Source organism: Bradyrhizobium sp. Bra64 (assembly GCF_024519875.1).
In the GTDB taxonomy this organism is placed as follows: Bacteria; Pseudomonadota; Alphaproteobacteria; order Rhizobiales; family Xanthobacteraceae; genus Bradyrhizobium; species Bradyrhizobium japonicum_G.
The window spans coordinates 1,348,404-1,371,958 of the sequence record NZ_JALJRD010000001.1 but is presented as its reverse complement, the minus strand read 5'-3'; the positions used below and the strand labels follow the sequence as shown (position 1 = coordinate 1,371,958).

24 protein-coding genes and 1 other RNA gene are annotated in these 23,555 nt (G+C 64.2%); 8 read left to right on the top strand and 17 right to left on the bottom strand.

The annotated features are described in order from the left end of the window. Positions 1 to 17 precede the first annotated feature (17 nt). From NR187_RS06575 to miaA, 5 genes are all read right to left on the bottom strand, one after another. Entirely contained in the window at positions 18 to 713 is a 696-nt protein-coding gene (locus NR187_RS06575) for a class I SAM-dependent methyltransferase (RefSeq protein WP_211384601.1), read from the bottom strand. Between the two features lie 3 nt (positions 714 to 716). Beyond that, positions 717 to 1,259, bottom strand: a complete 543-nt coding sequence (ilvN, locus tag NR187_RS06570) for an acetolactate synthase small subunit (protein ID WP_211384600.1) — start codon at positions 1,257 to 1,259, stop codon at positions 717 to 719. A 22-nt stretch (positions 1,260 to 1,281) separates the two neighbouring features. Beyond that, a complete protein-coding gene (locus NR187_RS06565; RefSeq protein ID WP_211384599.1) occupies positions 1,282 to 2,253 on the bottom strand; it encodes a threonine dehydratase in 972 nt (323 codons plus the stop codon). Positions 2,254 to 2,257: 4 nt separating this feature from the next. Further along, a complete protein-coding gene (locus NR187_RS06560; RefSeq protein ID WP_256806080.1) occupies positions 2,258 to 4,033 on the bottom strand; it encodes an acetolactate synthase 3 large subunit in 1,776 nt (591 codons plus the stop codon). Positions 4,034 to 4,362: 329 nt separating this feature from the next. Further along, positions 4,363 to 5,319, bottom strand: a complete 957-nt coding sequence (gene miaA / locus NR187_RS06555; protein ID WP_211384597.1) for a tRNA (adenosine(37)-N6)-dimethylallyltransferase MiaA — start codon at positions 5,317 to 5,319, stop codon at positions 4,363 to 4,365. 11 nt (positions 5,320 to 5,330) lie between these two features. On the opposite strand from miaA, the gene serB reads away from it, so the two are divergent. Then, on the top strand, positions 5,331 to 6,236 hold the full coding sequence (serB, locus tag NR187_RS06550; RefSeq protein WP_256806079.1) for a phosphoserine phosphatase SerB: 906 nt from the start codon (positions 5,331 to 5,333) through the stop codon (positions 6,234 to 6,236). A gap of 74 nt (positions 6,237 to 6,310) precedes the next feature. On the opposite strand, the gene NR187_RS06545 is transcribed toward serB, so the two are convergent. The 11 genes from NR187_RS06545 to NR187_RS06495 all read right to left on the bottom strand — a co-directional run bounded on the left by NR187_RS06545 (position 6,311) and on the right by NR187_RS06495 (position 15,946). Next, positions 6,311 to 7,804: a Do family serine endopeptidase gene (locus tag NR187_RS06545; RefSeq protein ID WP_211384595.1), complete on the bottom strand. Its 1,494-nt coding sequence runs from the start codon at positions 7,802 to 7,804 to the stop codon at positions 6,311 to 6,313. 144 nt (positions 7,805 to 7,948) lie between these two features. After that, entirely contained in the window at positions 7,949 to 8,155 is a 207-nt protein-coding gene (locus NR187_RS06540) for a DUF2065 domain-containing protein (RefSeq protein WP_211384594.1), read from the bottom strand. Positions 8,156 to 8,225: 70 nt separating this feature from the next. After that, entirely contained in the window at positions 8,226 to 9,122 is an 897-nt protein-coding gene (hflC, locus tag NR187_RS06535) for a protease modulator HflC (protein WP_211384593.1), read from the bottom strand. Beyond that, positions 9,119 to 10,258, bottom strand: coding sequence for an FtsH protease activity modulator HflK (gene hflK / locus NR187_RS06530; protein WP_211384592.1), 1,140 nt, complete (start codon positions 10,256 to 10,258; stop codon positions 9,119 to 9,121). Before hflK ends, hflC begins: the two co-directional genes overlap by 4 nt. Positions 10,259 to 10,416: 158 nt before the next feature. Continuing rightward, positions 10,417 to 10,926 carry a dihydrofolate reductase gene (locus tag NR187_RS06525; protein WP_211384591.1) on the bottom strand — a complete coding sequence of 170 codons (510 nt, stop codon included), beginning with the start codon at positions 10,924 to 10,926 and terminating at the stop codon, positions 10,417 to 10,419. Further along, the gene (locus NR187_RS06520; protein ID WP_211384590.1) at positions 10,926 to 11,411 is read right to left on the bottom strand and encodes a GNAT family N-acetyltransferase; all 486 of its coding nucleotides are present in this window, start codon (positions 11,409 to 11,411) and stop codon (positions 10,926 to 10,928) included. Before NR187_RS06520 ends, NR187_RS06525 begins: the two co-directional genes overlap by 1 nt. Positions 11,412 to 11,416: 5 nt before the next feature. Next, on the bottom strand, positions 11,417 to 12,211 hold the full coding sequence (locus tag NR187_RS06515; protein WP_211384589.1) for a thymidylate synthase: 795 nt from the start codon (positions 12,209 to 12,211) through the stop codon (positions 11,417 to 11,419). Between the two features lie 224 nt (positions 12,212 to 12,435). Beyond that, positions 12,436 to 13,950 (bottom strand): tripartite tricarboxylate transporter permease, encoded by a 1,515-nt coding sequence (locus NR187_RS06510; protein ID WP_211384588.1) that lies wholly within the window; start codon positions 13,948 to 13,950, stop codon positions 12,436 to 12,438. A 7-nt stretch (positions 13,951 to 13,957) separates the two neighbouring features. Then, positions 13,958 to 14,719, bottom strand: a complete 762-nt coding sequence (locus NR187_RS06505; RefSeq protein WP_256806078.1) for a tripartite tricarboxylate transporter TctB family protein — start codon at positions 14,717 to 14,719, stop codon at positions 13,958 to 13,960. A 94-nt stretch (positions 14,720 to 14,813) separates the two neighbouring features. Further along, the gene (locus tag NR187_RS06500) at positions 14,814 to 15,344 is read right to left on the bottom strand and encodes a chromate transporter (protein WP_256806077.1); all 531 of its coding nucleotides are present in this window, start codon (positions 15,342 to 15,344) and stop codon (positions 14,814 to 14,816) included. Next, on the bottom strand, positions 15,341 to 15,946 hold the full coding sequence (locus tag NR187_RS06495; protein WP_211384585.1) for a chromate transporter: 606 nt from the start codon (positions 15,944 to 15,946) through the stop codon (positions 15,341 to 15,343). The genes NR187_RS06500 and NR187_RS06495 overlap by 4 nt, the downstream gene beginning before the upstream one ends. Before the next feature lie 96 nt (positions 15,947 to 16,042). On the opposite strand from NR187_RS06495, the gene ssrA reads away from it, so the two are divergent. The 7 genes from ssrA (at position 16,043) to NR187_RS06460 (ending at position 21,564) form a co-directional block, all read left to right on the top strand. Next, positions 16,043 to 16,408: a transfer-messenger RNA gene (gene ssrA / locus NR187_RS06490) on the top strand. A 114-nt stretch (positions 16,409 to 16,522) separates the two neighbouring features. Continuing rightward, a complete protein-coding gene (locus tag NR187_RS06485) occupies positions 16,523 to 17,041 on the top strand; it encodes an SspB family protein (protein ID WP_211384584.1) in 519 nt (172 codons plus the stop codon). A gap of 87 nt (positions 17,042 to 17,128) precedes the next feature. After that, positions 17,129 to 18,562, top strand: a complete 1,434-nt coding sequence (fumC, locus tag NR187_RS06480; RefSeq protein ID WP_211384583.1) for a class II fumarate hydratase — start codon at positions 17,129 to 17,131, stop codon at positions 18,560 to 18,562. A gap of 277 nt (positions 18,563 to 18,839) precedes the next feature. Next, a complete protein-coding gene (locus tag NR187_RS06475; RefSeq protein WP_211384582.1) occupies positions 18,840 to 19,028 on the top strand; it encodes a DUF4169 family protein in 189 nt (62 codons plus the stop codon). Further along, the gene (locus NR187_RS06470; RefSeq protein ID WP_211384581.1) at positions 19,025 to 19,279 is read left to right on the top strand and encodes a ribbon-helix-helix domain-containing protein; all 255 of its coding nucleotides are present in this window, start codon (positions 19,025 to 19,027) and stop codon (positions 19,277 to 19,279) included. The genes NR187_RS06475 and NR187_RS06470 overlap by 4 nt, the downstream gene beginning before the upstream one ends. A gap of 115 nt (positions 19,280 to 19,394) precedes the next feature. Beyond that, positions 19,395 to 19,670 (top strand): FeoA family protein, encoded by a 276-nt coding sequence (locus NR187_RS06465; protein ID WP_211384580.1) that lies wholly within the window; start codon positions 19,395 to 19,397, stop codon positions 19,668 to 19,670. A gap of 22 nt (positions 19,671 to 19,692) precedes the next feature. Then, positions 19,693 to 21,564 carry a ferrous iron transporter B gene (locus NR187_RS06460; RefSeq protein ID WP_211384579.1) on the top strand — a complete coding sequence of 624 codons (1,872 nt, stop codon included), beginning with the start codon at positions 19,693 to 19,695 and terminating at the stop codon, positions 21,562 to 21,564. 241 nt (positions 21,565 to 21,805) lie between these two features. Here NR187_RS06460 and NR187_RS06455 read toward each other — a convergent pair whose 3' ends face one another. Continuing rightward, positions 21,806 to 23,467, bottom strand: a complete 1,662-nt coding sequence (locus NR187_RS06455; protein WP_211384578.1) for a hypothetical protein — start codon at positions 23,465 to 23,467, stop codon at positions 21,806 to 21,808. Positions 23,468 to 23,555 lie beyond the last annotated feature (88 nt).

Sequence of the window (23,555 nt, the reverse complement as noted above, 5' to 3'; positions counted from 1 at the left end):
CGTGCAGCCCTGTTGTCTTAGCCTTGCTCGCCGGCTTTCGGTTTACGCAAAAGATAAGTGCCGTGCATCGGCGCCTGGTAGTCGGCCGAGACCAGCGTGAAGCCGACGTCGGTCAGCATCCGCTCCATCACCCAGCCGAAGGTGGAATATTCGTCGCGCATATGCGTGACCACGCTCGCCCGCGAGAAATCGTGGTTCTTGATCTCGAAGTCGGCCCATTGCTCGACGTCGCGCTCGACGGCATCGGGCATCGAAGCGTAGACGATGTCGCGCAAATAGAAGGTCGCACCGGGCTTGAGCGCGCGATAGATCCGCGACATCGCCACCGCCTTCCAGAAATCCGGCAGATGGTGCAGTGTGAATTCGCTGACGATCAGGTCATAGGATTCCGGCCGGTAGGCGAAGCTGAGCAGACCAGCGGACTGCGTCCGCACGGGCGCCTTGCGGTCACGCGCATAGATCTCGGCGAGCGCAAGCATCGCAGGCGAGATGTCGATGGCGTCGACCTCGGCGCCCATCAGCGCAGCCTCGGTCGCCAGCACGCCGTTGCCGCAACCGATATCGGCGATGCGCCAGCCGCGCTGGACGCCGAGCATCTTCAGCGCGGCGCGCGCCCGCAGATCGGCATCGTCGTGGGAGTCGTAGATCGAGGCCACTGCAGGCCCGATCCCCATCCGGTTCCGCTCGTTGTAGTACCAGTCGCGCGCCAGCATGTCTCACATCCCTTCAGGCCCGCGGCCGATCGCGGCGACGCCGGTGCGCGACACCTCGACAAGGCCGAGCGGACGCATCAGGTCGATATATTGATTGATCTTGTCGGTATTGCCTGTGATCTCGAACACAAAGCTCTCGGTGGTGGCGTCGATCACCCTGGCGCGGAAGGCGTCCGCCAGTCGCAGCGCTTCGACCCGATGCTCGCCCAGTCCGCGCACCTTCACCATCGCAAGCTCGCGCTCGATCGAGCGCTTGGTCAGCGTCATGTCGACGACGCGATAGACCGGGATCATGCGGTCGAGCTGGTGCTTGATCTGCTCGATCACCATCGGCGTGCCCGTGGTGACAATGGTGATGCGCGAGAGATGCTTCTGGCTTTCGGTCTCCGAGACCGTGAGACTCTCGATGTTATAGCCGCGCCCGGAGAACAGGCCGATGACGCGGGCGAGCACGCCGGGCTCGTTCTGCACGAGCACCGATAGTGTGTGCGTCTCGTTGGGATCGTGACGCTCCTCGATGAAATAGGCGGATGCGGGCTGGTTCATTGTCGTCCCCTCTTGTCTCCCGTCACGCCATTGCTGGCGCGTCCGTTCCGACCCAACGGCGGAACAGATCGAAATCGATATTGCCGCCGGACAGCACGAGACCGACGCGCTTGCCCGACAGTTTTGTCTTTTCCTGAAGCGCCGCGGCGAGCGCGGCGGCGCCGGCGCCTTCGGCGAGATTGTGCGTGTCGGTCCAGTAGGCGCGGATCGCGGCGGCGACCTCGTCGTCGGTAACCTCTACGATGCGCGAGGCGCCCTTGCGGATCAGCGCGAACGCATCCCCGTCGGGAATGCGCGTCGCCATCCCGTCGGCCAGCGTGTTGCTGCTCTCGGTGGTCACGACGTGACCTGCCGCAAACGATAGCGCGTAGGACGGCGCCTCGGTCGACTGCACGCCGACGATCTCGGTCTTCAGGCCCAGGAGATCGCGCGCCATGATGCAGCCGCAGATGCCGGAGCCCTGCCCGATCGGTACGTAGAGAATGTCGAGATCGGGCGCGGCCCCGAACAGCTCGAGCGCGTAGGTCGCCACCCCCAGAACGAGGTCTGGGTGGAACGACGGCACCATGTGAAGCCCGGCGAATTGCGCGTGGCGCCCCGCCTCCTCGCGCGCGGCTTGGAAGTCGTCGCCATGCTCGATCAGTTCGGCGCCAAACGCCTTCATCGCCCGGTTCTTCTCGACCGAGTTGCCGCGGGGCACGTAGATCACCGCCGGCACGCCGTGGCGGCTCGCGGCAAAGGCCAGGCTCTGGCCATGATTGCCGCGCGTCGCCGAGATGATGCCCGGAACGTTCGGCCGTTCGCGCTTCAGCCGGTCGAGATAGACGAGCCCGCCGCGCACCTTGAAGGCGCCGATCGGCGTGTGATTTTCATGCTTGACCAGAACTTGCGTGCCGAGCCGCTGGCTGAGCAGCGGCCAGGCGTGCGCCGGCGTCGCCGGCACCGCCTGCCCCACGATCTCGTGCGCGCGCTCGAGCTCCTTCAGGTCGAACATCGCGTCACACCAGCGCCTTGCCGCCGGCAAATGCCTTTGCCGTGGCTTCGTCGTTGGCCTGCTCCGGCAGCAGCATCTCGTTGTGCGCCTTGCCGGAGGGAATCATCGGGAAGCAGTTTTCCAGCGACGCGACGCGGCAGTCGAACAGCACCGGGCGCTTGACCGAGATCATCTCCTGGATGGCACCGTCGAGATCGCCGGGCTTGTGCACCTGGAAGCCGACGCCGCCATAGGCTTCCGCGAGCTTGACGAAGTCCGGCATCGCCTCCGAATAGGAATGCGACAGCCGGTTGCCGTGCAGCAGCTGCTGCCACTGCCGCACCATGCCCATGTACTGGTTGTTCAGGATGAAGATCTTGATCGGCAGTTCGTACTGAACCGCCGTCGACATCTCCTGCATCGTCATCTGCACCGAGGCATCGCCGGCGATGTCGATGACCAGGCTGTCGGGATGGGCCACCTGCACGCCGACCGCGGCCGGCAGGCCGTAGCCCATGGTGCCGAGACCGCCCGACGTCATCCAGCGATGCGGCTCCTCGAAGCCGTAGAACTGCGCCGCCCACATCTGGTGCTGGCCGACCTCGGTCGTGATGTAGGTATCCCTGCCGCGCGTCGCCTCGAACAGGCTCTGGATCGCATGCTGCGGCAGGATGACGTCGTTGCTCTTCTTGTAATAGAGCGAGTTGCGGGCGCGCCATTGCGCGATCTGCTGCCACCACGCCTTGATGTCGGGCCTCTTCGCCTCCGCCTTGAACACCTGGAGGATGTCGCCGAGGACGTTGCCGCAATCGCCGATGATTGGCACGTCGACGCGGATGTTCTTGTTGATCGAGGACGGGTCGATGTCGATGTGGATCTTCTTCGAGCCTGGCGAGAACGCGTCGACGCGGCCGGTGATGCGGTCGTCGAAGCGCGCGCCGACGCACAGCATGACGTCGCAATCATGCATCGTCATGTTGGCCTCGTAGGTGCCGTGCATGCCGAGCATGCCGAGCCAGTTCTTGCCCGACGCTGGATACGCACCCAGTCCCATCAGCGTCGAGGTGATCGGAAAACCGGTGACCTCGACCAGTTCCCGGAGCAGCTTGGTGGCCTCAGGGCCGGAATTGATGACGCCGCCGCCGCTGTAGATCACGGGGCGCTTGGCAGTGGCGAGCAGCGCGACGGCTTTGCGGATCTGCGTCGCATCGCCCTTCACGCGCGGCGCGTAGGAGCGATGCACGTCGGATTTGCGCGGCGGATGATAGGTGCCGGTCGCGAACTGCACGTCTTTGGGGACGTCGACCAGCACCGGGCCCGGACGGCCCGTGGTCGCGACATAGAAGGCCTCGTGCAGCATCTTGGCGAGATCGTTGACGTCGCGCACCAGCCAATTGTGCTTGGTGCAGGGGCGCGTGATGCCGACGGTGTCGCATTCCTGGAACGCGTCGTTGCCGATCAGGTGCGTCGGCACCTGGCCGGAGATGCAGACCAGCGGGATCGAGTCCATCAGCGCGTCGGTCAGCGGCGTCACCATGTTGGTGGCGCCGGGGCCCGACGTCACCAGGGCAACGCCCGGCTTGCCGGTCGAGCGCGCATAGCCCTCGGCGGCATGGCCCGCACCCTGCTCGTGGCGGACCAGGATGTGCTGGACCTCGCTCTGCTGGAAGATCTCGTCATAGATCGGAAGCACCGCGCCGCCGGGATAGCCGAAAATGTCGGTCACGCCGTGATCGATGAGTGCGCGGACGATCATCGCTGCGCCGGTCATCTGGTTCGGATCGTGGCTCTTGTCGTTCATTGGCTTGCTCCGGATGCGCTGTTGTCAGCGGCTTCTTTGTGTCTGGTTCGGGAAATAAAAAAGGCCCCGAAGAGGGACCCATGCACACCGCCTGTCATGTGGATGGCAGCTAGCCACCCCCGGCGGTGTGCCTGGGTACGACGGCGATAAGGAGTTTGGTAATAATGTTACGCATGGCAGGTGTCCGGCTTCCCGAAGGTTGCGCGAAACATAGCGACCAATGCCCTGATGTCAAGGCAATGCGGCCCTTCCCGCGCGATTTTGCCAGTGTAGCGGTGTTCCCGGGCTTCGGCGAGAGGTAAATTTGGGAACCGCGGCACAAAACCGTGTCAGCCGGGGTCCCGAGCCGCCCTCACGATCGCCGCGAGCCACCCCCGTGCGTCCTGCGGCTTCAACCATTCGAATTCCGGCAGCTGGTGCCGGAACCAGGTGAATTGCCGCTTGGCGTAATGGCGGGTATCGGCACGGCCGATCGTGCCGGCTTGCTCCAGGCTGAGCTCGCCACGCAGATGCCGGATCAAGGCCGGCACGCCATGGGCCTTCATGGCCGGCAACAACGGATCGAGGTGTCGGACGGCGAGTTGCTCGACCTCCTGCAGCGCGCCGGCGCCCAACATGGCATCGAAGCGGGCGTCGATGCGCGCGTAGAGCTCGTCGCGTTCGGGCGCGAGAAACACCGCGCGAAAACTGTCCTTGGGCAGCAAGGGCGGCTGGCCCTCATGGTGCCAGTCGAGCAGCGAACGCCCGGTCGCCTCGACCACTTCGAGCGCGCGCGCGATCCGGGTGCGGTCGCGCAGGTTCAATCGCTCGGCCGCACGCGGATCGGAGACTGCGAGTTCCGCGTGCAGCGCCTCGACGCCGTTCCGTTCCAGCCGCGCCCGCACGTCCTCGCGCACCTCTGCGGGGATCGCCGGCACAACGGACAGGCCCGCCGTCAGCGCCTTGAAATAGAGCCCTGTGCCGCCGATGAAGATCGGCAGGCGACCCTCGGCCTTCGCCTCGTCGAGCGCCTTCGCCGCATCACTGACCCAGGCACCGGCCGAGAAATTCATGGCGGCATCGACATGACCGTAAAGGCGATGCGGAGCGCGCGCCTCGTCGCCATGGGTGGGACGCGCCGTGATGATGCGGAGGTCGCGGTAGACCTGCATGGAATCGGCATTGATCACGACCCCGCCCGCAGCGAGCGCCAGCTCGAGCGCCAGCGCCGACTTGCCGCTGGCGGTCGGGCCTGCGATAAGCACGGCCTTGCCGACATAGCTTCCGCTGACCTGCCTCTCGCTCACGAAAACCTCAAATGTCCCTCGTCGCCACGCTGATCTGCAACCCGAATAATCCCGCGCTCGACTCTACCATCGTCGACGGCGCCCGCGCGGTGCTGCCTCAGGCAGCTCCCGCGCACTGGCTGTTCGACGGGGTTGCGGTCGACATCCCCTTCGGCGCCGACAGTAACCTCGAAGGCGACCGTCACGCCATCGAACAGCGGCTCCGCGAGCTTCGCGGCGACCTGCCCATCGACATCGTCGTGCAGCCAGTCGGCTTCCGGCGCAAGAAGCTTTTTCTCGCCGACATGGATTCCACCATGATCAGCCAGGAATGCATCGATGAGCTCGCCGATTTTGCCGGGTTGAAGGCCCACGTGGCTGCCATCACCGATCGCGCGATGCGCGGCGAGATCGAGTTCGAGCCGGCGCTGCGCGAGCGCGTCGCGCTGCTGAAGGACCTCCCGGTCGGCGTGGTCGACAAGGTGCTGGCCGAACGCATCACGCTGACGCCAGGCGGCCGTGAGCTGGTCGCAACCATGCGCGCCCACGGCGCCTATGCCTGTCTCGTCTCCGGTGGATTCACGCTGTTCACCAGCGCGGTCGCCGCCAGGATCGGCTTCCAGGAAAACCGCGCCAACGAGCTCGTCGTCCGCGACGGCAAGTTCACCGGCGAGGTGAGGGAGCCGATCCTGGGCCGCGCGGCGAAGCTCGCGACGCTGGTGGATCTGATGGAGTCGTTCGATCTCGACGACATCGATTCCGTCGTGGTCGGCGACGGCGCCAATGACCTCGCGATGATCCAGGCGGCGGGGCTGGGCGTGGCCTATCACGCCAAGCCGGCGGTGGCCGCCGCGGCAGCGGCGCGAATCGATCACGGCGATCTCACCGCGCTGCTGTATGCGCAGGGGTATCGGCGGCGCGAGTTCGTGGAGGCGTAACGCCCTCTCCGCTGTCATCACCCGTCTTGTGCGCAATTGCGCAGTGGAGCGGGTGATCCAGTATTCCAGAGACCTTACTGAACGCTCAGCGCCACGAAGCGCAGCTCGCCGTCGCCGTTGGAGACGAGCAGCAGTACGGACTTCTTGCCGTCCTTCTTGAGCTGGTCGACCCGCTTCTGGATGTCGGCGCCGCTGGCGACCGCCTCCTGCGCCACCTCGACGATGACGTCGCCGGCGGAGAGCCGCTTCTCGGCGGCGTCCGAATTGGCGTCGACGTTGGTGACGACCACGCCCTTGACGCTGTCCTTGATCTTGTAGCGCGTGCGCAGATCCTTGCTGAGTGCCGCCAGATCTAGGCCAAGCGCCTTCTGCGTCACAGTCTTTTCTGGAGCAGGCTCGTCGGCCTTCACCGCGGCCTGCACCTTCTCGGGATCCTGGAGACGGCCGAGCGTGACCTTCTTGGTCTCCTCCTGGCCCTTGCGGATGATGACGACGTCGACCTCCTTGCCGACCGCCGTGTCGGCAACGACGCGGGAAAGGTCCTTGGGGTCCTTGACGTCCTTGCCGTCGAACTTGACGACGACGTCGCCGGGCTCGATGCCGGCGGGCTTGGCCGGGCCCTTGTCGTCGACGCCGGCGACCAGCGCGCCGCGCGGCGGCTTGATGTTGAGGCTTTCGGCGATCTCGTCGGTGACGCTCTGGATGCGCACGCCAAGCCAGCCGCGGCGCAATTCGCCGAACTGACGGAGCTGGTCGACGACGCCGGCGACCGTCTTCGACGGCACGGCGAAGCCGATGCCGATCGAGCCGCCGGACGGCGAGATGATCAATGTGTTGACGCCGATGACGTCGCCATCGAGGTTGAACAGCGGGCCGCCGGAATTGCCGCGGTTGATGGCGGCGTCGGTCTGGATGTAGCTGTCATAGGGCCCGTTGGAGATGTCGCGGTTCTTGGCCGAGACGATTCCGGCCGTCACCGTGCCGCCGAGGCTGAACGGATTGCCGATCGCGACCACCCAGTCGCCGAGGCGGAGCTTGTCGGAGTCGCCGAACTTCACCGCGACCAGCGGCTTCGTCGGCTTGAACTTCAGCACGGCAAGGTCGGTCTTCTTGTCGACACCGACCAGCTCGGCCTTGATCTTGGTGCCGTCGTTGAGGATGACGTTGATCTCGTCGGCGTCCGCGATGACATGGTTGTTGGTGACAGCGATGCCCGATGTGTCGATGATGAAGCCGCTTCCGAGCGAGTTGGTCTTGCGTGGTGGGCCGTTGTCGCCGCCCTTGCCGCCGCCGCCGGGACCTTTGCGGTTCTTGAAGAAGTCGTCGAAGAACTCCTCGAACGGCGAGCCGGGCGGCAGTTGCGGCATGGTGTTGCTGCCGCCGCCCTTGGCCTCGACGGTCTGCGAGGTCGAGATGTTGACGACCGCGTCGATCACCTTCTCGGCGACGTCGGCAATGCCTTCCGGTCCGCGCGCATAGGCCGGCGTGCCGAACGCGCTGAAAGCACTGACGGCGAGCGCAGCCAGCCCTAAGCGCAAGCGGATCGGTGCAATGGTGGCAGCGGTCATTGTGATCTCCAGAAAACAAGGATTCGGCGTCAAGACTGCGCTCGAACGGGGGGACGGCGCAAGCGCGGACCTCAACAGGCCTCAACACCCGGATAATAAGGCGAAAACCGGTCTCTCGCCTTCACTTTGGCGTTGGCGCTGTGGCTAAATTGGACGTCGCATAACCCAGATCAGGATCAAGCCGGCCACGGCCGAACCGATCCCGACCGCCCGCAGGACGTTGTCGGGGGTGGCCATGGCGCTTTTCATGGCCTTGCGCATCCAGGCCGGACTGGCCGCAAACATCAAGCCTTCCAGCACGAACAGGATGCCTAAGCCGATGAGGAAGTCGGCGAACGCAATGGACCTCATCGGATTGGAACCTCCCGTTGTGCTCTCTTGTCTGGACGAAGGGCGGCAGAACTGCCGCCCTCTGTCTAGCTCACGGCTTCGCCGGTGTCTCGGTCGCCGTCTTGCCGCTCGGGTTGCTGAAATACCGGAAGAAATCCGAGTCCGGGCGCAAGAGGAAGCGGGTGTCGCTCGAGCGCAGCCCGTTCTCATAGGCCGTCATCGACCGGTAGAAGGCGAAGAAGTCGGCATCCTTGCCGTAGGCCTCCGCGAACAGACGGTTGCGCTCGGCGTCACCGACGCCGCGCGTCTGTTCGGCGGTCGAGTTCGCTTCGGCAATGATCACCGTCGCCTCGCGATCGGCCTTGGAGCGGATCTCCTGCGCCTTCTGACCGCCCTGCGCGCGGAATTCGGCGGCTTCACGCTGACGTTCGGTCTGCATGCGCTGGTAGACCGCCTGGCTGTTCTGCTCCGGCAGATCGGCGCGACGGATGCGGACGTCGACGACCTCGATGCCGTAGCCGTCGGCCTCACGGTCGAGTTGCTCGCGGATCCGCCCCATCAGCTTCTCGCGCTCGTCACGCACGACGGTGATGAAGTTGACCTCGCCGAGAACGCGGCGCAGCGCCGCGTTCAAGAGCGACGTGAGCTGGAGGTTGGCCGCCTGGATCGAACCGACGCTCTGATAGAAACGCAACGCGTCCTTGATCCGGTAACGCGCGAAGGCGTCGACCACGAGGCGCTTCTGGTCGGAGGCGATGACCTCCTGAGAGGGATTCTCCAGGTCGAGAATCCGCTTGTCGATGTTGATCACCGAGTTCCACGGAGCCTTGAAATGCAGCCCGGGATCGGTGACGACGTCCACCGGCTTGCCGAACTGCAGCACTATGGTCTGCTCGGTCTGTTGCACCGTGAACAGCGACATGTAGGCGACGATCACGACCAGCAGAAGTCCGAGAAGCGCGACGATACCTGTGACCGGAGACCTCATCGGCTGCCTCCGCTCGACTGCTGGCCGGTCGTCGTGGACGGCCGCTTGGGCGTCAATTCGTTGAGCGGAAGATAGGGCACGACACCCTGCCCCGAGGAGCTTCCGTCATAGATCAGCTTTTCCGAGCCGCCGAGCACGCGCTCCATCGTCTCCAGATAAATCCGTTCACGCGTCACGTCGGGCGCCTTCTTGTATTCCTCGTACACCTTCAGGAAGCGCGAGCTCTGGCCCTTGGCCTCGGCAACCGCCTGCTCCTTGTAGCCTTCGGCCGCCTGCACGATCTGAGCCGCGCGGCCGCGCGCCTCCGGCACCACCTTGTTGGCGTAGGTCTGCGCTTCGTTCTGCAACTGCTCGAGGTTGGCGCGCGCCGCCTGCACGTCGCGGAACGCATCGATCACCTGTGCGGGCGGATCGACCTTCTGCATCTGCACCTGGGCGATCTGGATGCCGGCGCCGTAGTTGTCGAGCGTCTTCTGCATCAAGTCCTGCACGGTGCTTTCGGTCTGCGTCCGCGCCCCGGTCAGGATCGGCTGGATGTTGGAGCGGCCGATCACTTCGCGCATCGCGCTCTCGGCGATGGCCTTCACAGTGCCTTCGGGGTTCTGGATGTTGAAGAGGAAGTTGCCGACGCCGTTCGGCTTGATGCGCCAAAGCACGGTAAAGTCGACATCGACGATGTTCTCGTCGCCGGTCAGCATCAGGCTCTCTTCCGGCACGTCGCGGATGGAGCGGCCACGCCGGGCCGGATCGTCGATCAGTGTCATGCCGATGGAGATGGTGGAGACGCGTAGCGCCTTCGGCAGCAGCACTGTCTCGATCGGATAGGGCAGGTGATAATTCAGGCCCGGGTCCACGGTCCGCACGTGCTTGCCAAAGCGCAGCACGACGCCTTGTTCTTCAGACTGCACGCGGAAAAAGCCCGACAACAGCCAGAGCGCGACGATGATGAGCAGGATCAGCGTGATGCCGATGCCGGAGAAATAGCCACCCGGCATGATCTGCTGAAGGCGGTCCTGACCGCGCCGCAGAAGGTCTTCCAGATCCGGCGGCCTCGGCCCGACCGGTTGCGGGCCTGAGCCCCATGGTCCCTTTGGACCCGAGCCCCACGGGCCACCGCCCTGATTCTTCCACGGCATTCGACGTTCTCCTCGGCAGACCGGATTAAAACTGATCCGGCCCGCATTGTCCGGTCCGGCTTTATAGGGGACAGGCAGGTCCCTTACAACGCAGCCCTCGCCGCCCTCCGAGCTATGCTCGGGCACGAAAAAGTCAATGTAAACATTGGCAAAAGCGGTTAATGGGGCCGCCGCCGACGATATGTCACATAGGAGAAGTCGGCGCCGTCGTCGGGGCCGGCAGGATGGCGGACGCGCGCCACCTCATCCCATTCCGCCTTGTCGATGTCGAAATGCGTGTCGCCTTCGGGACGCGCATGCACTTCGGTGATTTCGAGGCGATCGGCGCGATCGAGCCATTGCCGATAGATTTCGGCGCCGCCGATCACCGCGATCTCGGCGACCGAACGCCGCAGGGCATCGCCGCGCGCGACCATCCCTGCATCGGCAGCCGACGTCGTGACGATGGCACCATTGGCGCGATAGCCCGCATCGCGCGTGACGACGATGTTGGTGCGGCCCGGCAGCGGCCGGCGCAGGGATTCGAAGGTCTTGCGGCCCATGATCACGGGCTTGCCGATCGTGAGCGCCTTGAAACGCGCCATGTCGGATTTCAATCGCCACGGGATCGCGTTGCCGGCGCCGATGACGCCGTTCTCCGCGATCGCAACGACGAAGACGATCTCCATCAGGATTGGCTCCCGGCAAGTCGTGTCAGCGCAGGCCCGGCGACGCGGCACAGCGTCCAATCGTCCAGCATGACGGCGCCGAGCGATCTGTAGAATGCGATCGACGGGGCGTTCCAGTCCAGCACCGCCCATTGCAGCCGCGACCAGCCGTTCTCGACGCATTGCTTCGCCAGATAGACCAGCAGCGCCTTGCCGAGGCCCCTGCCCCGATGCGGCGGCCGCACGTAGAGATCTTCGAGATAGATGCCGTAGCGGCCGCTGAAGGTGGAGAAATTGAGAAACCACACCGCAAAGCCGGCCGGCTCGCCATTCCATTCGGCGATCGCACAGAAGAGCCGCGGATCGTCAGCGAACAAAGCCTCCTCGATCATCGCCTCGGTCGCCTCGACCTCGTGCGAAAGCTTTTCGTATTCGGCAAGCTCCCGAATGAACGCGAGAACGAGTCCGGCTTCGCCGGGACGCGCGCGGCGGATGTTGAGCGACATCGACGCTAGACCGCGACTTCCGCCTTGATGTGCGGATGCGGGTCGTAGCCGACGAGCTCGAAATCCTCGTAGCGGAAGGAGAAGATGTCCTTCACGTCGGGATTGATCCGCATCACCGGCAGCGCGCGCGGCGCGCGCGTGAGCTGGAGCCGCGCCTGCTCCAGATGGTTGGAATAGAGGTGGGTATCGCCGAACGAATGCACGAAGTCGCCGGGCTTCAGGCCGGTGACCTGCGCGACCATCATGGTGAGCAGCGCATAGGACGCGATGTTGAAGGGCACGCCGAGGAACACGTCGGCCGAGCGCTGGTAGAGCTGGCACGATAGCTTGCCGTTGGCGACGTAGAACTGGAACAGGCAATGGCACGGCGGCAGCGCCATCTTGTCGACCTCGGCCGGATTCCAGGCCGAGACGATCAGGCGGCGGGAGTCCGGATTGCGCTTGATCATGTCGACCACGTTAGCGATCTGGTCGATGCTGCGCCCGTCCGGCGCGGGCCAGGAACGCCATTGATGGCCGTAGACGGGTCCGAGATCGCCATTGGCGTCCGCCCACTCGTCCCAGATGCTGACGCCCTTGTCGCGCAGATATTTGATGTTGGTGTCACCCTTCAGGAACCACAGCAGCTCATGCACGATCGCCTTCAGCGGCAGCCGCTTGGTGGTCAGCATCGGGAAACCGGCGGACAGGTTGAAGCGCATCTGATGGCCGAACACCGACAGCGTGCCGGTGCCGGTCCGGTCGGTTTTCTCGGCGCCGTCTGAAAGAATCCGCTCGAGCAGGTCCTGATATTGGTGCATGTGCAACTGAGCCTTTGGGAAGGCGGCGAATTTAACGACCGCCTCCGCACTGCGACAGCGGCGATTCGCCATCCTTTTGCATTATACCCGGAAAAGTGAGCGCTCTCGGTGCAAACGGCAAGGGGGCGGAACCTGCGCTCCGCCCCCTTGCCTATCAGCTTGATCCTGCTGGCTAACTTGCCGGCTTGGGTTTGAGCTACGGCGCCGACGCTGGCGCGTCGCCCTCAGTTCTCGGATTCGGTGAACACCTCATCGCGCTTGGCACGCAGCATGGGCAACAGCGTCAGCACCAGCAGGAAGGCCGCAATCGCGAGCAGCACCGCCGACAGAGGACGCGTCAGGAACACGCTCCAATCGCCGCGCGAGATCAGAAGTGCTCGGCGCAGGTTCTCTTCCATCAGCGGTCCGAGCACCATGCCGAGCAGCAGCGGCGCCGGCTCGAAATCGTGCTTGATCAGCCAATAGCCGACCAGGCCAAAGACACCCGCGAGGATGACGTCGACCGGCGCGTTGTTCACCGAGTAGATGCCGATCGCACAGAAGATCACGATCGAGGGGAACATCAGCCGGTAAGGCACGCGCAAGAGCCGCACCCAGATTCCGACCAGCGGCAGGTTGATGATGATCAGCATCAGATTGCCGATCCACATCGAGGCGATCATGCCCCAGACGAGGTCGGGTTGCTTCTGCATCACCTGCGGACCCGGCACGATGCCATGGATGGTCATCGCGCCCACCATCAGCGCCATCACCGCGTTCGGCGGGATGCCGAGGGTGAGCAGCGGGATGAAAGACGTCTGCGCTGCGGCGTTGTTGGCGCTTTCCGGCGCCGCCACACCCTCGATCGCGCCGCGGCCGAACCGCGACGGGTCCTTGGCGATCTTCTTCTCGAGTGTATAGGCCGCGAACGAGGCGATCACAGCACCGCCGCCCGGCAGGATGCCGAGGATCGAGCCGAGCACCGTGCCGCGCAGGATCGCAGGCGCCGAGTCTTTCAGATCCTTCCTGGTCGGCATCAGGCCGGTGATCTTCTGCTGCACGAGATCGCGGTTCATCTCGGCGCCGGCGTCGAGATTGCGGATGATCTCGGCGAAGCCGAACACGCCCATCGCAACCGTCGCGAAGCCGAGACCATCGGCAAGCTCCGGAATGTTGAAGGCCATGCGCGAGGCGCCGGTCTCGATGTCGGAGCCGACCATCGACAAGAGCAGACCGAATACGATCATCGCGATCGCCTTCAGCACCGAGCCCTTGGCCAGCACCACCGCGAAGATCAGGCCGAGCACCATCAGCGAGAAATATTCGGCCGGGCCGAACGCCAACGCAAGCTTGGTCAGCGGCGCGCCGAGCACGGCGATGAGCACGGTCGCAACGCAGCCGGCGAAGAACGAGCCGATCGCCGCGATCGCCAGCGCCGGGCCGGCACGGCCCTGCTTGGCCATCTGGTGACCGTCGATGGCGGTGACGACCGATGTCGCCTCGCCCGGTATGTTCACGAGGATCGACGTGGTCGAACCGCCATATTGCGCGCCGTAATAGATGCCGGCGAGCATGATCAAGGCGCCGACCGGCGGCAGTCCGAAGGTGATCGGCAGCAGCATTGCGACCGTCGCAATGGTGCCGATACCCGGGAGAACGCCGACCAGCGTGCCGACGAGGGCACCGATCAGGCACATCAGGAGGTTGATCGGAGAAAGCGCGACGGCGAACCCGTGAGCGAGGTTGGCAAAAATATCCATTACGCCCTCACTGGACCAGGAAACGCGGGAACATCGGCATCGGCAATCCGAGCACGTAGGGGAATAGAATTGCGCAGCCGGCCGTCAGGCAGGCGCCGACGATGATCGTTTCGACCCAGCGCGTCTCATGCGTGCCCATCGCCGCGATCAGGAAGCTCGTGAATGCCGAAACCACCACCCCAAGCGGACGGATCGCCAGCGCGAAGAAGACGATCGAGACCATCACGAAGAGCGGCCCACGCCAGGCATAGTGCGCCATGTTCGGCCCATCGGTCAGCAGTCCCGTCAACGCGATGCCGGCGCCAAGTGCGACGAGGAGCCCGCCAAACATTCGCGGCGCCGTGCCGGCGCCAAAGGAGAAGCCGCGCATACCCTGCAAATCGCTGGAGGCCCACAGCGCGAACAAGGCGAGCGCCATCAGAACGATACCGCCGACATAGTCCTGCGCCGACCTGATCGTCATGAAGATCGTGAGGATCGCGACCGCAAAGATCGGATAGGAATAGATCAGCGCCAGCAGCACATCGGATGACGCCTTCTTGGTGTCACCGCCGACCACCCCGAGTAACGCGCCGGGCGCGCCCGCGAGCAGCGCCGTAGCGTGGCTGATCACGACGGCGGCCGGGCCACGTCCGGCGCCCCAGCCAAAGATCGTCCCGAACGACCAGATGAATTCGAAAATCTGCGGCGCTATGGCCAGCAGACAAAAGCTGATCACCACCGACGTGTTTCGGTTGGCTGTCGCCGAGTGGCCCATCGTATCGGCCATGCCTGTCTCCTCCGCGACCCGTAAGTCACGAGCAATGTTGTTCTAATCGGCTGGAAAACGATCCCCCGCCCGGATCACTGCCTAGCGATTTTCATTAAACAATGCCAGCAAAACCCAACAGGCCTCCGACGAGCAAAAGCCATAGTGGATTGATGCGCGAGATCGAGGCGATCACCGCAACCGTCGCGGTCAGGAGCAATGCAGCAAGCGTGCGATCGGTCGACTGGGCCAGGATCAGGGCACTGGCTGACATCAATCCGATCGAGAGCGGAACCAGTGCAGCCTGAATCAGCCCGGGCCAGCGCGATTGGCTCGGCCGGTTGAGGAGCCGGCTGACACAATAGGCAAGCAGCGCCGTCGGCAGGCACATCGCCAGCGTCGCCGCCAGCGCACCGGGAATGCCGGCGACGGCATAGCCGATTAACGTCACGATAAGCACGTTCGGACCTGGCGAGAGCTGCGCGATCGCGTAGGCGTCGGCGAACTGCTTGTCCGTCATCCAGTGATGCACCTCGACCGCGATGCGGTGCATCTCGGGCACCGCCGCCGCGGCACCGCCGACTGCAAACAGCGACATCAGACCAAAGGTGGAGATCAGCGCCCAGATCGGGTTCTCGGCGTTCATGCTGCTACCTTCCGCCGCATCAGGAAGATGGCGCCGACACTCAGGGGGATCGCGACCAGAAGCACGGCCTGGAGCGGCAGGCGAAGGACGCCGATGGCGAGGAACACCCCCAGCATCAGGATGAGCGCGACGGCGTCCAGCCGCTTGAGCAGCGGCGTCATCATGCGGAAGACCACCGCGATCAAGAGGCCGACCGCCGCACAGGAGATGCCCGCCAGGACGCGGCGCAGCACCTCCACATCGCCGAACCTGGCGTAGACGATCGCAAGCACAGTCATGATCAGCGTCGGCGGCAGCAGCAGCCCGGTAAAGGCGGCAACGCCGCCCGCGATCCCGCGCAGCCGCGACCCGAACACCATCGACAGATTGACGATGTTGGGCCCGGGCAGGAAGTGGCAGAGCGCAAAGGTCTCGTTGAACTGGTCCGCCGTCATCCAGCGGTGCCGCTCGACGATGGCCTGCCGGGCAAACACCAAAACCCCGCCGAAGCCGGCCAGCGACATCCGGGCGAAGGCCAGGAACAGCGCGACGAGGCCGGGTGGAGAAGCATGGACGGTGGGGATACCGGGCTCTTGTGCGGCCGGTGCGGAATCCAGGGACATGTCAGGAGCTTAGAACGGGCGCGGCAGCGGGGCCAAGGTCATCCGGACAGCCGTCCGGAACCTATCCAAAGGGAACCTCGCCAAGACTGCTCGAAACACCTGTCATTTGAAACCTTTGCGCCCTATATTGGGGGTGCCGGTTCGCCGGCTATGGAAATAAACGGTCGTCGCAATAAACCATTCGGACCCGGGGGCGGTACCCGGCGCCTCCACCAAAGCCCACCAGCGGGCGAGCCCAAAAGCGGGTTTTGGCGGGGGCGAAATAGGATCGACGAGGGCGTAAAGGGCGTTCTTTTTCTCGGTATTGTTCCGCCGTTATCGGGCTATGCAATAGTTGCCAACGACAACTTTGCTCCGGTTGCTCAGGCTGCGTAACGCAGTTTGAAAGACCATTCTGAAGTCCTAACGGGTTAAGCTCCGTTAGGCGGGGTTCGGAGGCACCTGGCAACAGAAGCCTCCACTTGCCTTTTATTTCCTACCCCGCGGGGACTCCTGCTGACCCGTCAGGCGCGGTACTATTGCGGCTTGGCGAGTCGGGCCGGCAGGGCCCAGCTCCTGGAATGCAACAGGACCACCATGACGACCGATCATATCCGATACGATGTGCTGGCTCGCGACGCGTTGCGCGGCGTGCTGCGCAAGGTGCTGACTGATGCCGCCTCCCATGGACTGCCGGGCGAGCATCATTTCTTCATCACCTTCGTGTCGAAGGCCGAGGGCGTGAAGCTTTCGTCGCGGCTGCTGGCGCAATATCCCGAAGAGATGACGATCATCCTGCAGCACCAGTTCTGGGATCTGATCGTGCTTGAGGACCGTTTCGAGGTCGGCCTGTCCTTTGGCGGCATTCCGGAGCGGCTGATCGTTCCGTTCAGTGCCATCAAGAGCTTCCTCGACCCGTCCGTGAAGTTCGGCCTCCAGTTCGACACCTCCGATGTCGCCGAGGTCGCGCCCGAGACCTTGCCGGCCACTTCCGCGCCGTCGGCCGTCGCGGTGCCGGCGCCTGCCGCCGAGCCCGCGGAAAGCACCGAGGAGCCGGCGGGCCCCAACCAGGGCGGCGCCGAAGTCGTGCGGCTCGATCGTTTCCGCAAGAAATGATCTAGATCGGGCCAGAGCCCGTCGCACGCGGCCAGACTCCCTATATAGAGGCACATGAAGAAGCCGCCCGGCGTTTGGTGCGGCGCAATGGATGTGCTCATGGCCAAGGCTACCAACTCAAAGACCGTCCACCCCGCGACCCGCACCGAGACCGACAGCTTCGGCCCCATCGAGGTCCCCGCCGATCGCTATTGGGGGGCGCAGACCGAACGCTCGCGCCAGAACTTCCGCATCGGCATCGACCGCATGCCGATCTCGCTCGTGCATGCGCTCGGCATCGTCAAGCTCGCCGCAGCGCAGTCCAACCTCGAACTCGGCCTGCTCGACCGGCGCCGCGCCAATGCCATCATCCGCGCCGCGCGCGAGGTGATCGAGGGCAAGCTGGACGATCATTTTCCGCTCGTGGTGTGGCAGACCGGCTCGGGCACCCAGAGCAACATGAATCTCAACGAGGTGATCGCCAACCGCGCCAACGAGCTGCTCGGCGGCGAGCTCGGCGCCAAGAAGCCCGTGCATCCCAACGATCACGTCAACATGAGCCAGTCGTCCAACGACTCGTTCCCGACCGCGATGCACATCGCGGCCGCAAGCCGCATCAATGCCGATCTCGTCCCGGCCCTCGGCGAGCTGCTCCGCGCGCTGCGCAAGAAGGAGAAGGCGTTTTCGAACATCGTCAAGATCGGCCGCACCCACACCCAGGATGCGACGCCGCTGACGCTCGGCCAGGAGTTTTCCGGCTATGCCGCCCAGGTCGAAAGCGGCATCGCCCGGCTCAAGGTCGCGGTGAAGGAGCTGCATCCGCTGGCGCAGGGCGGCACCGCCGTCGGCACCGGCCTCAATTCGAAGCCGCGCTTCGCAAAACTGTTCGCAAAGCACGTCGCCGGGATCACGAAGCTGCCCTTCACCAGTGCCGCCAACAAATTCGAGGCGCTGGCCTCGAACGACGCCTATGTGCTGGTGCACGGCGCCATCAATTCGGTTGCGACAGGCCTGTTCAAGATCGCCAACGACATCCGCCTGCTCGGCTCGGGCCCGCGCTCGGGCCTCGGCGAACTGATCCTGCCGGAGAACGAGCCGGGCTCCTCGATCATGCCGGGCAAGGTCAATCCAACGCAGTGCGAGGCGATGACCATGGTGTGCTGCCAGGTGTTCGGCAATCACACCGCGATCACGGTCGCCGGCAGCCAGGGCCATTTCGAGCTCAACGTCTACAAGCCCGTGCTGGCCTACAACATGCTGCACTCGATCCGCCTGATGGCGGACGCCGCGCGCTCCTTCACCGAGCATTGCGTCAGCGGCATCCGCGCCGACGAGAAGCGCATCAAGGAGCTGATGCAGCGCTCGCTGATGCTGGTGACGGCGCTCGCGCCGAAAATCGGCTACGACAACGCCGCCAAGGTGGCCAAGACGGCGCATGCCAACGGCACCACGCTGAAGGAGGAGGCCCTGCGGCTCGGCTTCGTCTCGGCGGAGGAGTTCGACCGCCTGGTGCGCCCGGAGAAGATGACCAGCCCGGGATAAAATTCCGAATTCCGATAGCCATCCGTAGTGATACGGACGCTCCGCCCACAGAAATATGCGGCTTTGGCGGCGGGATTTGATTACCGTCAATGTTGCGGCTGGGCGGCGTGTTACGCAGTCCCACTGCCCTCCACCGGGCGAAATTCATCGTTTGATGGTCCAAGGGCCGATTGACGAGGACAAGCGAATGGCGATCAAGTCTTGTGGGGCGCCACGCGGCCCCCTGTTTCTGAAGTTTTCATCCTGCCTGCAGAGGATCGGATGATGGAGACGCGGCATGGGGAACGTCATCAACCTGAATCGTTTCAGGAAGCGCGCCGAACGGGAGACCTCGGCGAAGCAGGCGGACGCCAACCGGGCGAAGTTCGGCCGCACGAAGGCGGAACGGTCGGCGGAGCAGACGCGCGCGGACCAGGCGAAGGAACGCCTGGATCAGCATCAGATCGATCGCGAGGAACAGCCATGAAATCGCCGGTCGTGAAACGGTCGATCGTCGTCGCCGGCCACAAGACCAGCGTCAGCCTGGAAGAGGCGTTCTGGAACGGCATGAAGGAGATCTCGGGCCTGCGCAACATGACGCTGTCCGAGCTGGTCGGCGAGATCGACGGCAACCGCCAGCAGGGCAATCTGTCCTCGGCGATCCGCCTGTTCGTGCTCGACTACTTCAAGAGCCGCGCCATGGCCGCCCTCCAGCCGGACAAGGTCCCGGCCCAATAGGCGTTGGGGCTTCGCCCTCGGCGGCGTCCGGCTCTGCACTTTAAAATCGCTCTAAGGTGCAGTTTCGGCCGACCCGCGCGCTTGACCTCGATGCCCTGCGTTGAAAATACAGGGCATGACCGAAACCAATGACACGCGCCCGCATATGCCGCTTGGTCTGGCCCAGCGCGGCTACACCGGCGTCATCCAGCACCTTTCCGTCAAAGAAGCGGCCTCGGCGCTCTCCGACATCGAGCTCGAGAGCCGGCTGATCGAGCTCGGCTTCGTCGAGGGTGCCCGGGTCGAGGTCCTGCACGAGGGGCTGGTCGGGCGCGACCCGATCGCCGTGCGGGTCGACAGCATCACGATCGCGGTGCGTCGGCGCGAAGCCATGGCCATCATCGTCGCGTGATGCGGCCGGACCAGTAAATCCCATGGAATTACCCCTGCTGCATCTCGCCCTGGTCGGCACGCCCAACAGCGGCAAGACCTCGCTGTTCAATGCGCTGACCGGCAGCCGGCAGAAGGTCGCGAACTATCCGGGCGTCACCGTCGAGCGCAAGGAAGGCTTCTTCGTCACGCCCCAGGGCCGCCAGGTCTCGGTGGTCGACCTGCCCGGCACCTATTCGCTGCGCGGCCGCAGCCCGGACGAGGAGATCACCCGCGACTTCGTGCTCGGCAAGGCCTCCGGCGAGACGGTGCCCGATCTCGTGCTGTGCGTGGCCGATTCCACCAATCTGCGCCTGACCATCCGCCTGCTGCTGGAGCTCAAGCGCACCGGCCGGCCGATGGTCCTCGTGCTCAACATGTTCGACATCGCGGCCCGGCGCGGCATCACCGTCGACGTGGAGCGGCTCGCCAAGGAGCTCGGCGTCCCCGTGGTCACCTCGATCGCGGTGCGCAAGGGCGGCACGGCCGACCTGCTGACGCTGACGGACGAGATCTCGGCAAGACTCGCCGCCGAGCCGCAGGAGAATACCTGGCGCGCGCTCAGCGTCGGCGAACTGCGTTCCACCCAGCGTGAGGCCGACCGCATCATCGCCGACTGCGTCAGCCTGCCTGCTAGACCCGACACCTGGACCGCGCGGATCGATGCCGTGGTGCTGCATCCGGTCGGCGGCCTGATCGTGCTCGCGGCTATCCTGTTCGTGATGTTCCAGGCGGTGTTCGCCTGGGCGCAGCCGCTGATGGAGCTGCTCAACTCGGGCTTCGACGCGCTCGGCGAGTTCGTGCACGCCACCCTGCCCGCCGGCCTGCTGCAGAGCTTCCTGCAGAACGGCGTGATCTCGGGCGTCGGCAGCGTCATCGTGTTCCTGCCGCAGATCATCATCATCTTCCTGTTCATCCTGCTCCTGGAAGATTTCGGCTACATGGCGCGCGCCGCGTTCCTGATGGACCGCATCATGGGCGGCGCCGGCCTGCACGGCCGCGCCTTCATTCCGCTGCTGTCGAGCTTTGCCTGCGCCATTCCCGGCATCATGGCGACGCGCGTAATCGACAACAAGCGCGACCGGCTGACCACGATCCTGATCGCGCCGCTGATGACCTGCTCGGCGCGCATCCCCGTCTACACGCTGATCATCTCCGCCTTCATTCCGGCGAAGGACGTCTGGGGCTTCGTCAACCTCCAGGGCCTCGTGATGTTCGGCCTCTATGCGGCCGGCATCGCCAGCGCGCTGGCCGTCTCGTTCCTGATCAAATTCTTCATGCTCCGCGACTATGCACCGGCGCCGTTCATGCTGGAGCTGCCCGACTACAAGATGCCGCGGCTGAAATCGATCGTGATCGGCGTCACCACGCGCGCCAAGATGTTCCTGCACCGCGCCGGCACCACGATCTTCTCGATGATGGTGCTGATCTGGTTCCTGGCCTCGTTCCCGCAGCCGCCGGCGGGCGCCACGGAGCCCGCCATCGACTTCAGCCTCGCCGCGATCATCGGCAAGGCGCTCGAGCCCCTGCTCGCCCCCGTCGGCTTCAACTGGCAGATCGCGGTCGCGCTGATCCCGGGCATGGCGGCCCGCGAGGTCGCGGTCGCCGCCCTCGGCACCGTCTATGCGATCGAAGGCGGCAAGGAAGCGGCCGAGCAGATCGGCCAGGTGCTGGCGACGAAATGGTCGCTCGCGACCGCGCTGTCGATGCTGGCCTGGTACATCTTCGCCCCGCAATGCGCCTCGACGCTGGCCGTGATCCGCCGCGAGACCGGAAGCTGGCGATGGATGGCAGTGACCTTCGGCTACATGCTGGTGCTGGCCTATGCGGCGAGCCTTCTGACCTACAATATCGCGGTCGCGTTGGGGGCGGGATAGAGCCCCCTCAAACCAAAGCTGCGAAAACAACCCCATGCACAGTAGACGGAAGCTGTGAGATCAATGGGTTAGGCAAGCACGAAATCATCCGACCGTAGCCCGGATGGAGCGGCTTCCGCCTTTGCTCCTCGAGCTACGGCGGACAAGCCGCTCCATCCGGGCTACCGGCAAAGCGCCGGTTGACCCGTCGGGCAAAACACCGGCACAATGCCATCATCGCCATGACCGACCGTATCCGGGATCATGCCGGCTTGTGAGCCAGCACTGCTCCAACGCGGTCCTTCTTGAGTGCGAACTGGGCCGCCAATGCGAGGCCGAGTGCCAGACAGAACGTCGTGCCGGCCGCAATGAAGCGCAGCTTGCTGGTTTCCCAGATCGCCCCTTCCTGTGCCGTCATCGACAGCAAGGGCGGAAGAAGCAGGAACACGTTGGTTGCCGCAAAGCCTAGGCAATTGGACAGCCGCCACGCGACCGTTCGTACTGAATTATCGATGTCCGGCAGATCGGAGCAGCTCTGCCTGTCGAGATAGTACGAAATATAGACGGTCACGAGCGCCGGCCCGAGCCCCCACTTCAACATCGCATAGTAAAGACTGGCAAGGGACATTTCCCGCAGATTGCCCTCGCCGAAGTAATGCACGGCCACCGTCAGACCCGCGGGCCCCACGACGAGCGCGACCAGAAAGCTCCAGCAATAGGTCGTGAGGTGCGACTGATCTGAATTGTTTCCCAGAGAAGACATCGCAAATCGAAGCAAGAGAACGACGACGATCGCGAATCCATAATTGCAGAGCGAATACATGACCCATGCCATCGAGCGATTGGGGTCTTGCGCCCAGACGATACCCCTGCCCTGCAGCACGTCATACACGACGGCCGAAATGGTCACGCCCAGATAGACGGAACAGATCAGTGCAATGATATAGACGATCCAGTATCGCAACGGATTGTCGTGAATGGGAGCATCGATTTCGATGCCGAACTTGCTGGCCTCATTGCGCAGGTCAATTCGGGACCCGTTGCGGTAGATCAGGTAACACGCGACAAGCCGGGCAAACCGGTTGTAGAGGTCTTTGATCAATTGCGTGGCCTGGGGCGCGGCGAGCCCCATCAGCGTGCCGGCTTTCCACTGGCTCATTGTCGGCGCCGCTTGCTGGAAGTCCGCCATCAGCTTGTCGAAACCAAAGCTGTCCTCGGTGAAGAAGGTGGCGTCATCTCCAGTGTCGCGCCCCTGCGTCAGCCACCATTTCATGTAGCAGATTTCCGCCCACATCCGATCCGGGGTGTTCGGATCCTTGCGGAAGTCCTGATCGACGACGTCCGGCGAATTCGCGATGACCTTCGAGAGCACGTCCTGTGGCACGCGCAGCGAGAAGCGGATTTGCGCCATGATCTGCTTGGCGAGTTGAGGCACGCTGATCCAGCTCTGGATCACGTCGCGGACCATCAGCAGGACGTTCCACTGAGCCTCCTTTGTCAGAAGGAACAGATACACGGCCCCCATCGCGGCGACGACGGTCAGATAGGGCGCGGACTGACTTTTCGCGGCCTCTACGACGGCTTCCGGAATTGCGGGAACCAGCGGCGCCAGGGCGATGACGTCGCGGTTCTCATGGATGAGAAGAAGGAAAAAGCCGCATGAGAATACGACGAAGATGAAACCGCCCAGTCGATACTGCTGCCGGGTCGTCATGTATCGAGGGAAAGTCGGGACTTCGGCAATGGTGACCGCACGGCCAAACGCTTGCCAGGCCAACCGGCCTGCCACGACAAGGCCCAGCAACGTGATGGACCAGCGTACCAGCGAAGGTAGCAGTTCGGACGCGGCGTCGCCGACCTGATCCAGCGAGGCCTGTGTCGATAGTAGAATGGAAACGACAATTCCCAACACGATGCTAGCCATAGCCTGAACTCCCTCTTGCTCGAGATAGTTCGTACGGGCCGCTCTACGCGGAATTAGAGCATACCGTAAGTCCGGAGCGACTACGTGT

Bases quoted from the DNA above. Each gene is read 5' to 3' on its own strand.
- NR187_RS06575 (WP_211384601.1), bottom strand. From the start codon at position 713: ATGCTGGCGCGCGACTGGTACTACAACGAGCGGAACCGGATGGGGATC.
- ilvN (WP_211384600.1), bottom strand. From the start codon at position 1,259: ATGAACCAGCCCGCATCCGCCTATTTCATCGAGGAGCGTCACGATCCC.
- NR187_RS06565 (WP_211384599.1), bottom strand. From the start codon at position 2,253: ATGTTCGACCTGAAGGAGCTCGAGCGCGCGCACGAGATCGTGGGGCAG.
- NR187_RS06560 (WP_256806080.1), bottom strand. From the start codon at position 4,033: ATGAACGACAAGAGCCACGATCCGAACCAGATGACCGGCGCAGCGATG.
- serB (WP_256806079.1), top strand. From the start codon at position 5,331: ATGTCCCTCGTCGCCACGCTGATCTGCAACCCGAATAATCCCGCGCTC.
- NR187_RS06545 (WP_211384595.1), bottom strand. From the start codon at position 7,804: ATGACCGCTGCCACCATTGCACCGATCCGCTTGCGCTTAGGGCTGGCT.
- NR187_RS06540 (WP_211384594.1), bottom strand. From the start codon at position 8,155: ATGAGGTCCATTGCGTTCGCCGACTTCCTCATCGGCTTAGGCATCCTG.
- hflC (WP_211384593.1), bottom strand. From the start codon at position 9,122: ATGAGGTCTCCGGTCACAGGTATCGTCGCGCTTCTCGGACTTCTGCTG.
- hflK (WP_211384592.1), bottom strand. From the start codon at position 10,258: ATGCCGTGGAAGAATCAGGGCGGTGGCCCGTGGGGCTCGGGTCCAAAG.
- NR187_RS06525 (WP_211384591.1), bottom strand. From the start codon at position 10,926: ATGGAGATCGTCTTCGTCGTTGCGATCGCGGAGAACGGCGTCATCGGC.
- NR187_RS06520 (WP_211384590.1), bottom strand. From the start codon at position 11,411: ATGTCGCTCAACATCCGCCGCGCGCGTCCCGGCGAAGCCGGACTCGTT.
- NR187_RS06515 (WP_211384589.1), bottom strand. From the start codon at position 12,211: ATGCACCAATATCAGGACCTGCTCGAGCGGATTCTTTCAGACGGCGCC.
- NR187_RS06510 (WP_211384588.1), bottom strand. From the start codon at position 13,950: ATGGATATTTTTGCCAACCTCGCTCACGGGTTCGCCGTCGCGCTTTCT.
- NR187_RS06505 (WP_256806078.1), bottom strand. From the start codon at position 14,719: ATGGCCGATACGATGGGCCACTCGGCGACAGCCAACCGAAACACGTCG.
- NR187_RS06500 (WP_256806077.1), bottom strand. From the start codon at position 15,344: ATGAACGCCGAGAACCCGATCTGGGCGCTGATCTCCACCTTTGGTCTG.
- NR187_RS06495 (WP_211384585.1), bottom strand. From the start codon at position 15,946: ATGTCCCTGGATTCCGCACCGGCCGCACAAGAGCCCGGTATCCCCACC.
- NR187_RS06485 (WP_211384584.1), top strand. From the start codon at position 16,523: ATGACGACCGATCATATCCGATACGATGTGCTGGCTCGCGACGCGTTG.
- fumC (WP_211384583.1), top strand. From the start codon at position 17,129: ATGGATGTGCTCATGGCCAAGGCTACCAACTCAAAGACCGTCCACCCC.
- NR187_RS06475 (WP_211384582.1), top strand. From the start codon at position 18,840: ATGGGGAACGTCATCAACCTGAATCGTTTCAGGAAGCGCGCCGAACGG.
- NR187_RS06470 (WP_211384581.1), top strand. From the start codon at position 19,025: ATGAAATCGCCGGTCGTGAAACGGTCGATCGTCGTCGCCGGCCACAAG.
- NR187_RS06465 (WP_211384580.1), top strand. From the start codon at position 19,395: ATGACCGAAACCAATGACACGCGCCCGCATATGCCGCTTGGTCTGGCC.
- NR187_RS06460 (WP_211384579.1), top strand. From the start codon at position 19,693: ATGGAATTACCCCTGCTGCATCTCGCCCTGGTCGGCACGCCCAACAGC.
- NR187_RS06455 (WP_211384578.1), bottom strand. From the start codon at position 23,467: ATGGCTAGCATCGTGTTGGGAATTGTCGTTTCCATTCTACTATCGACA.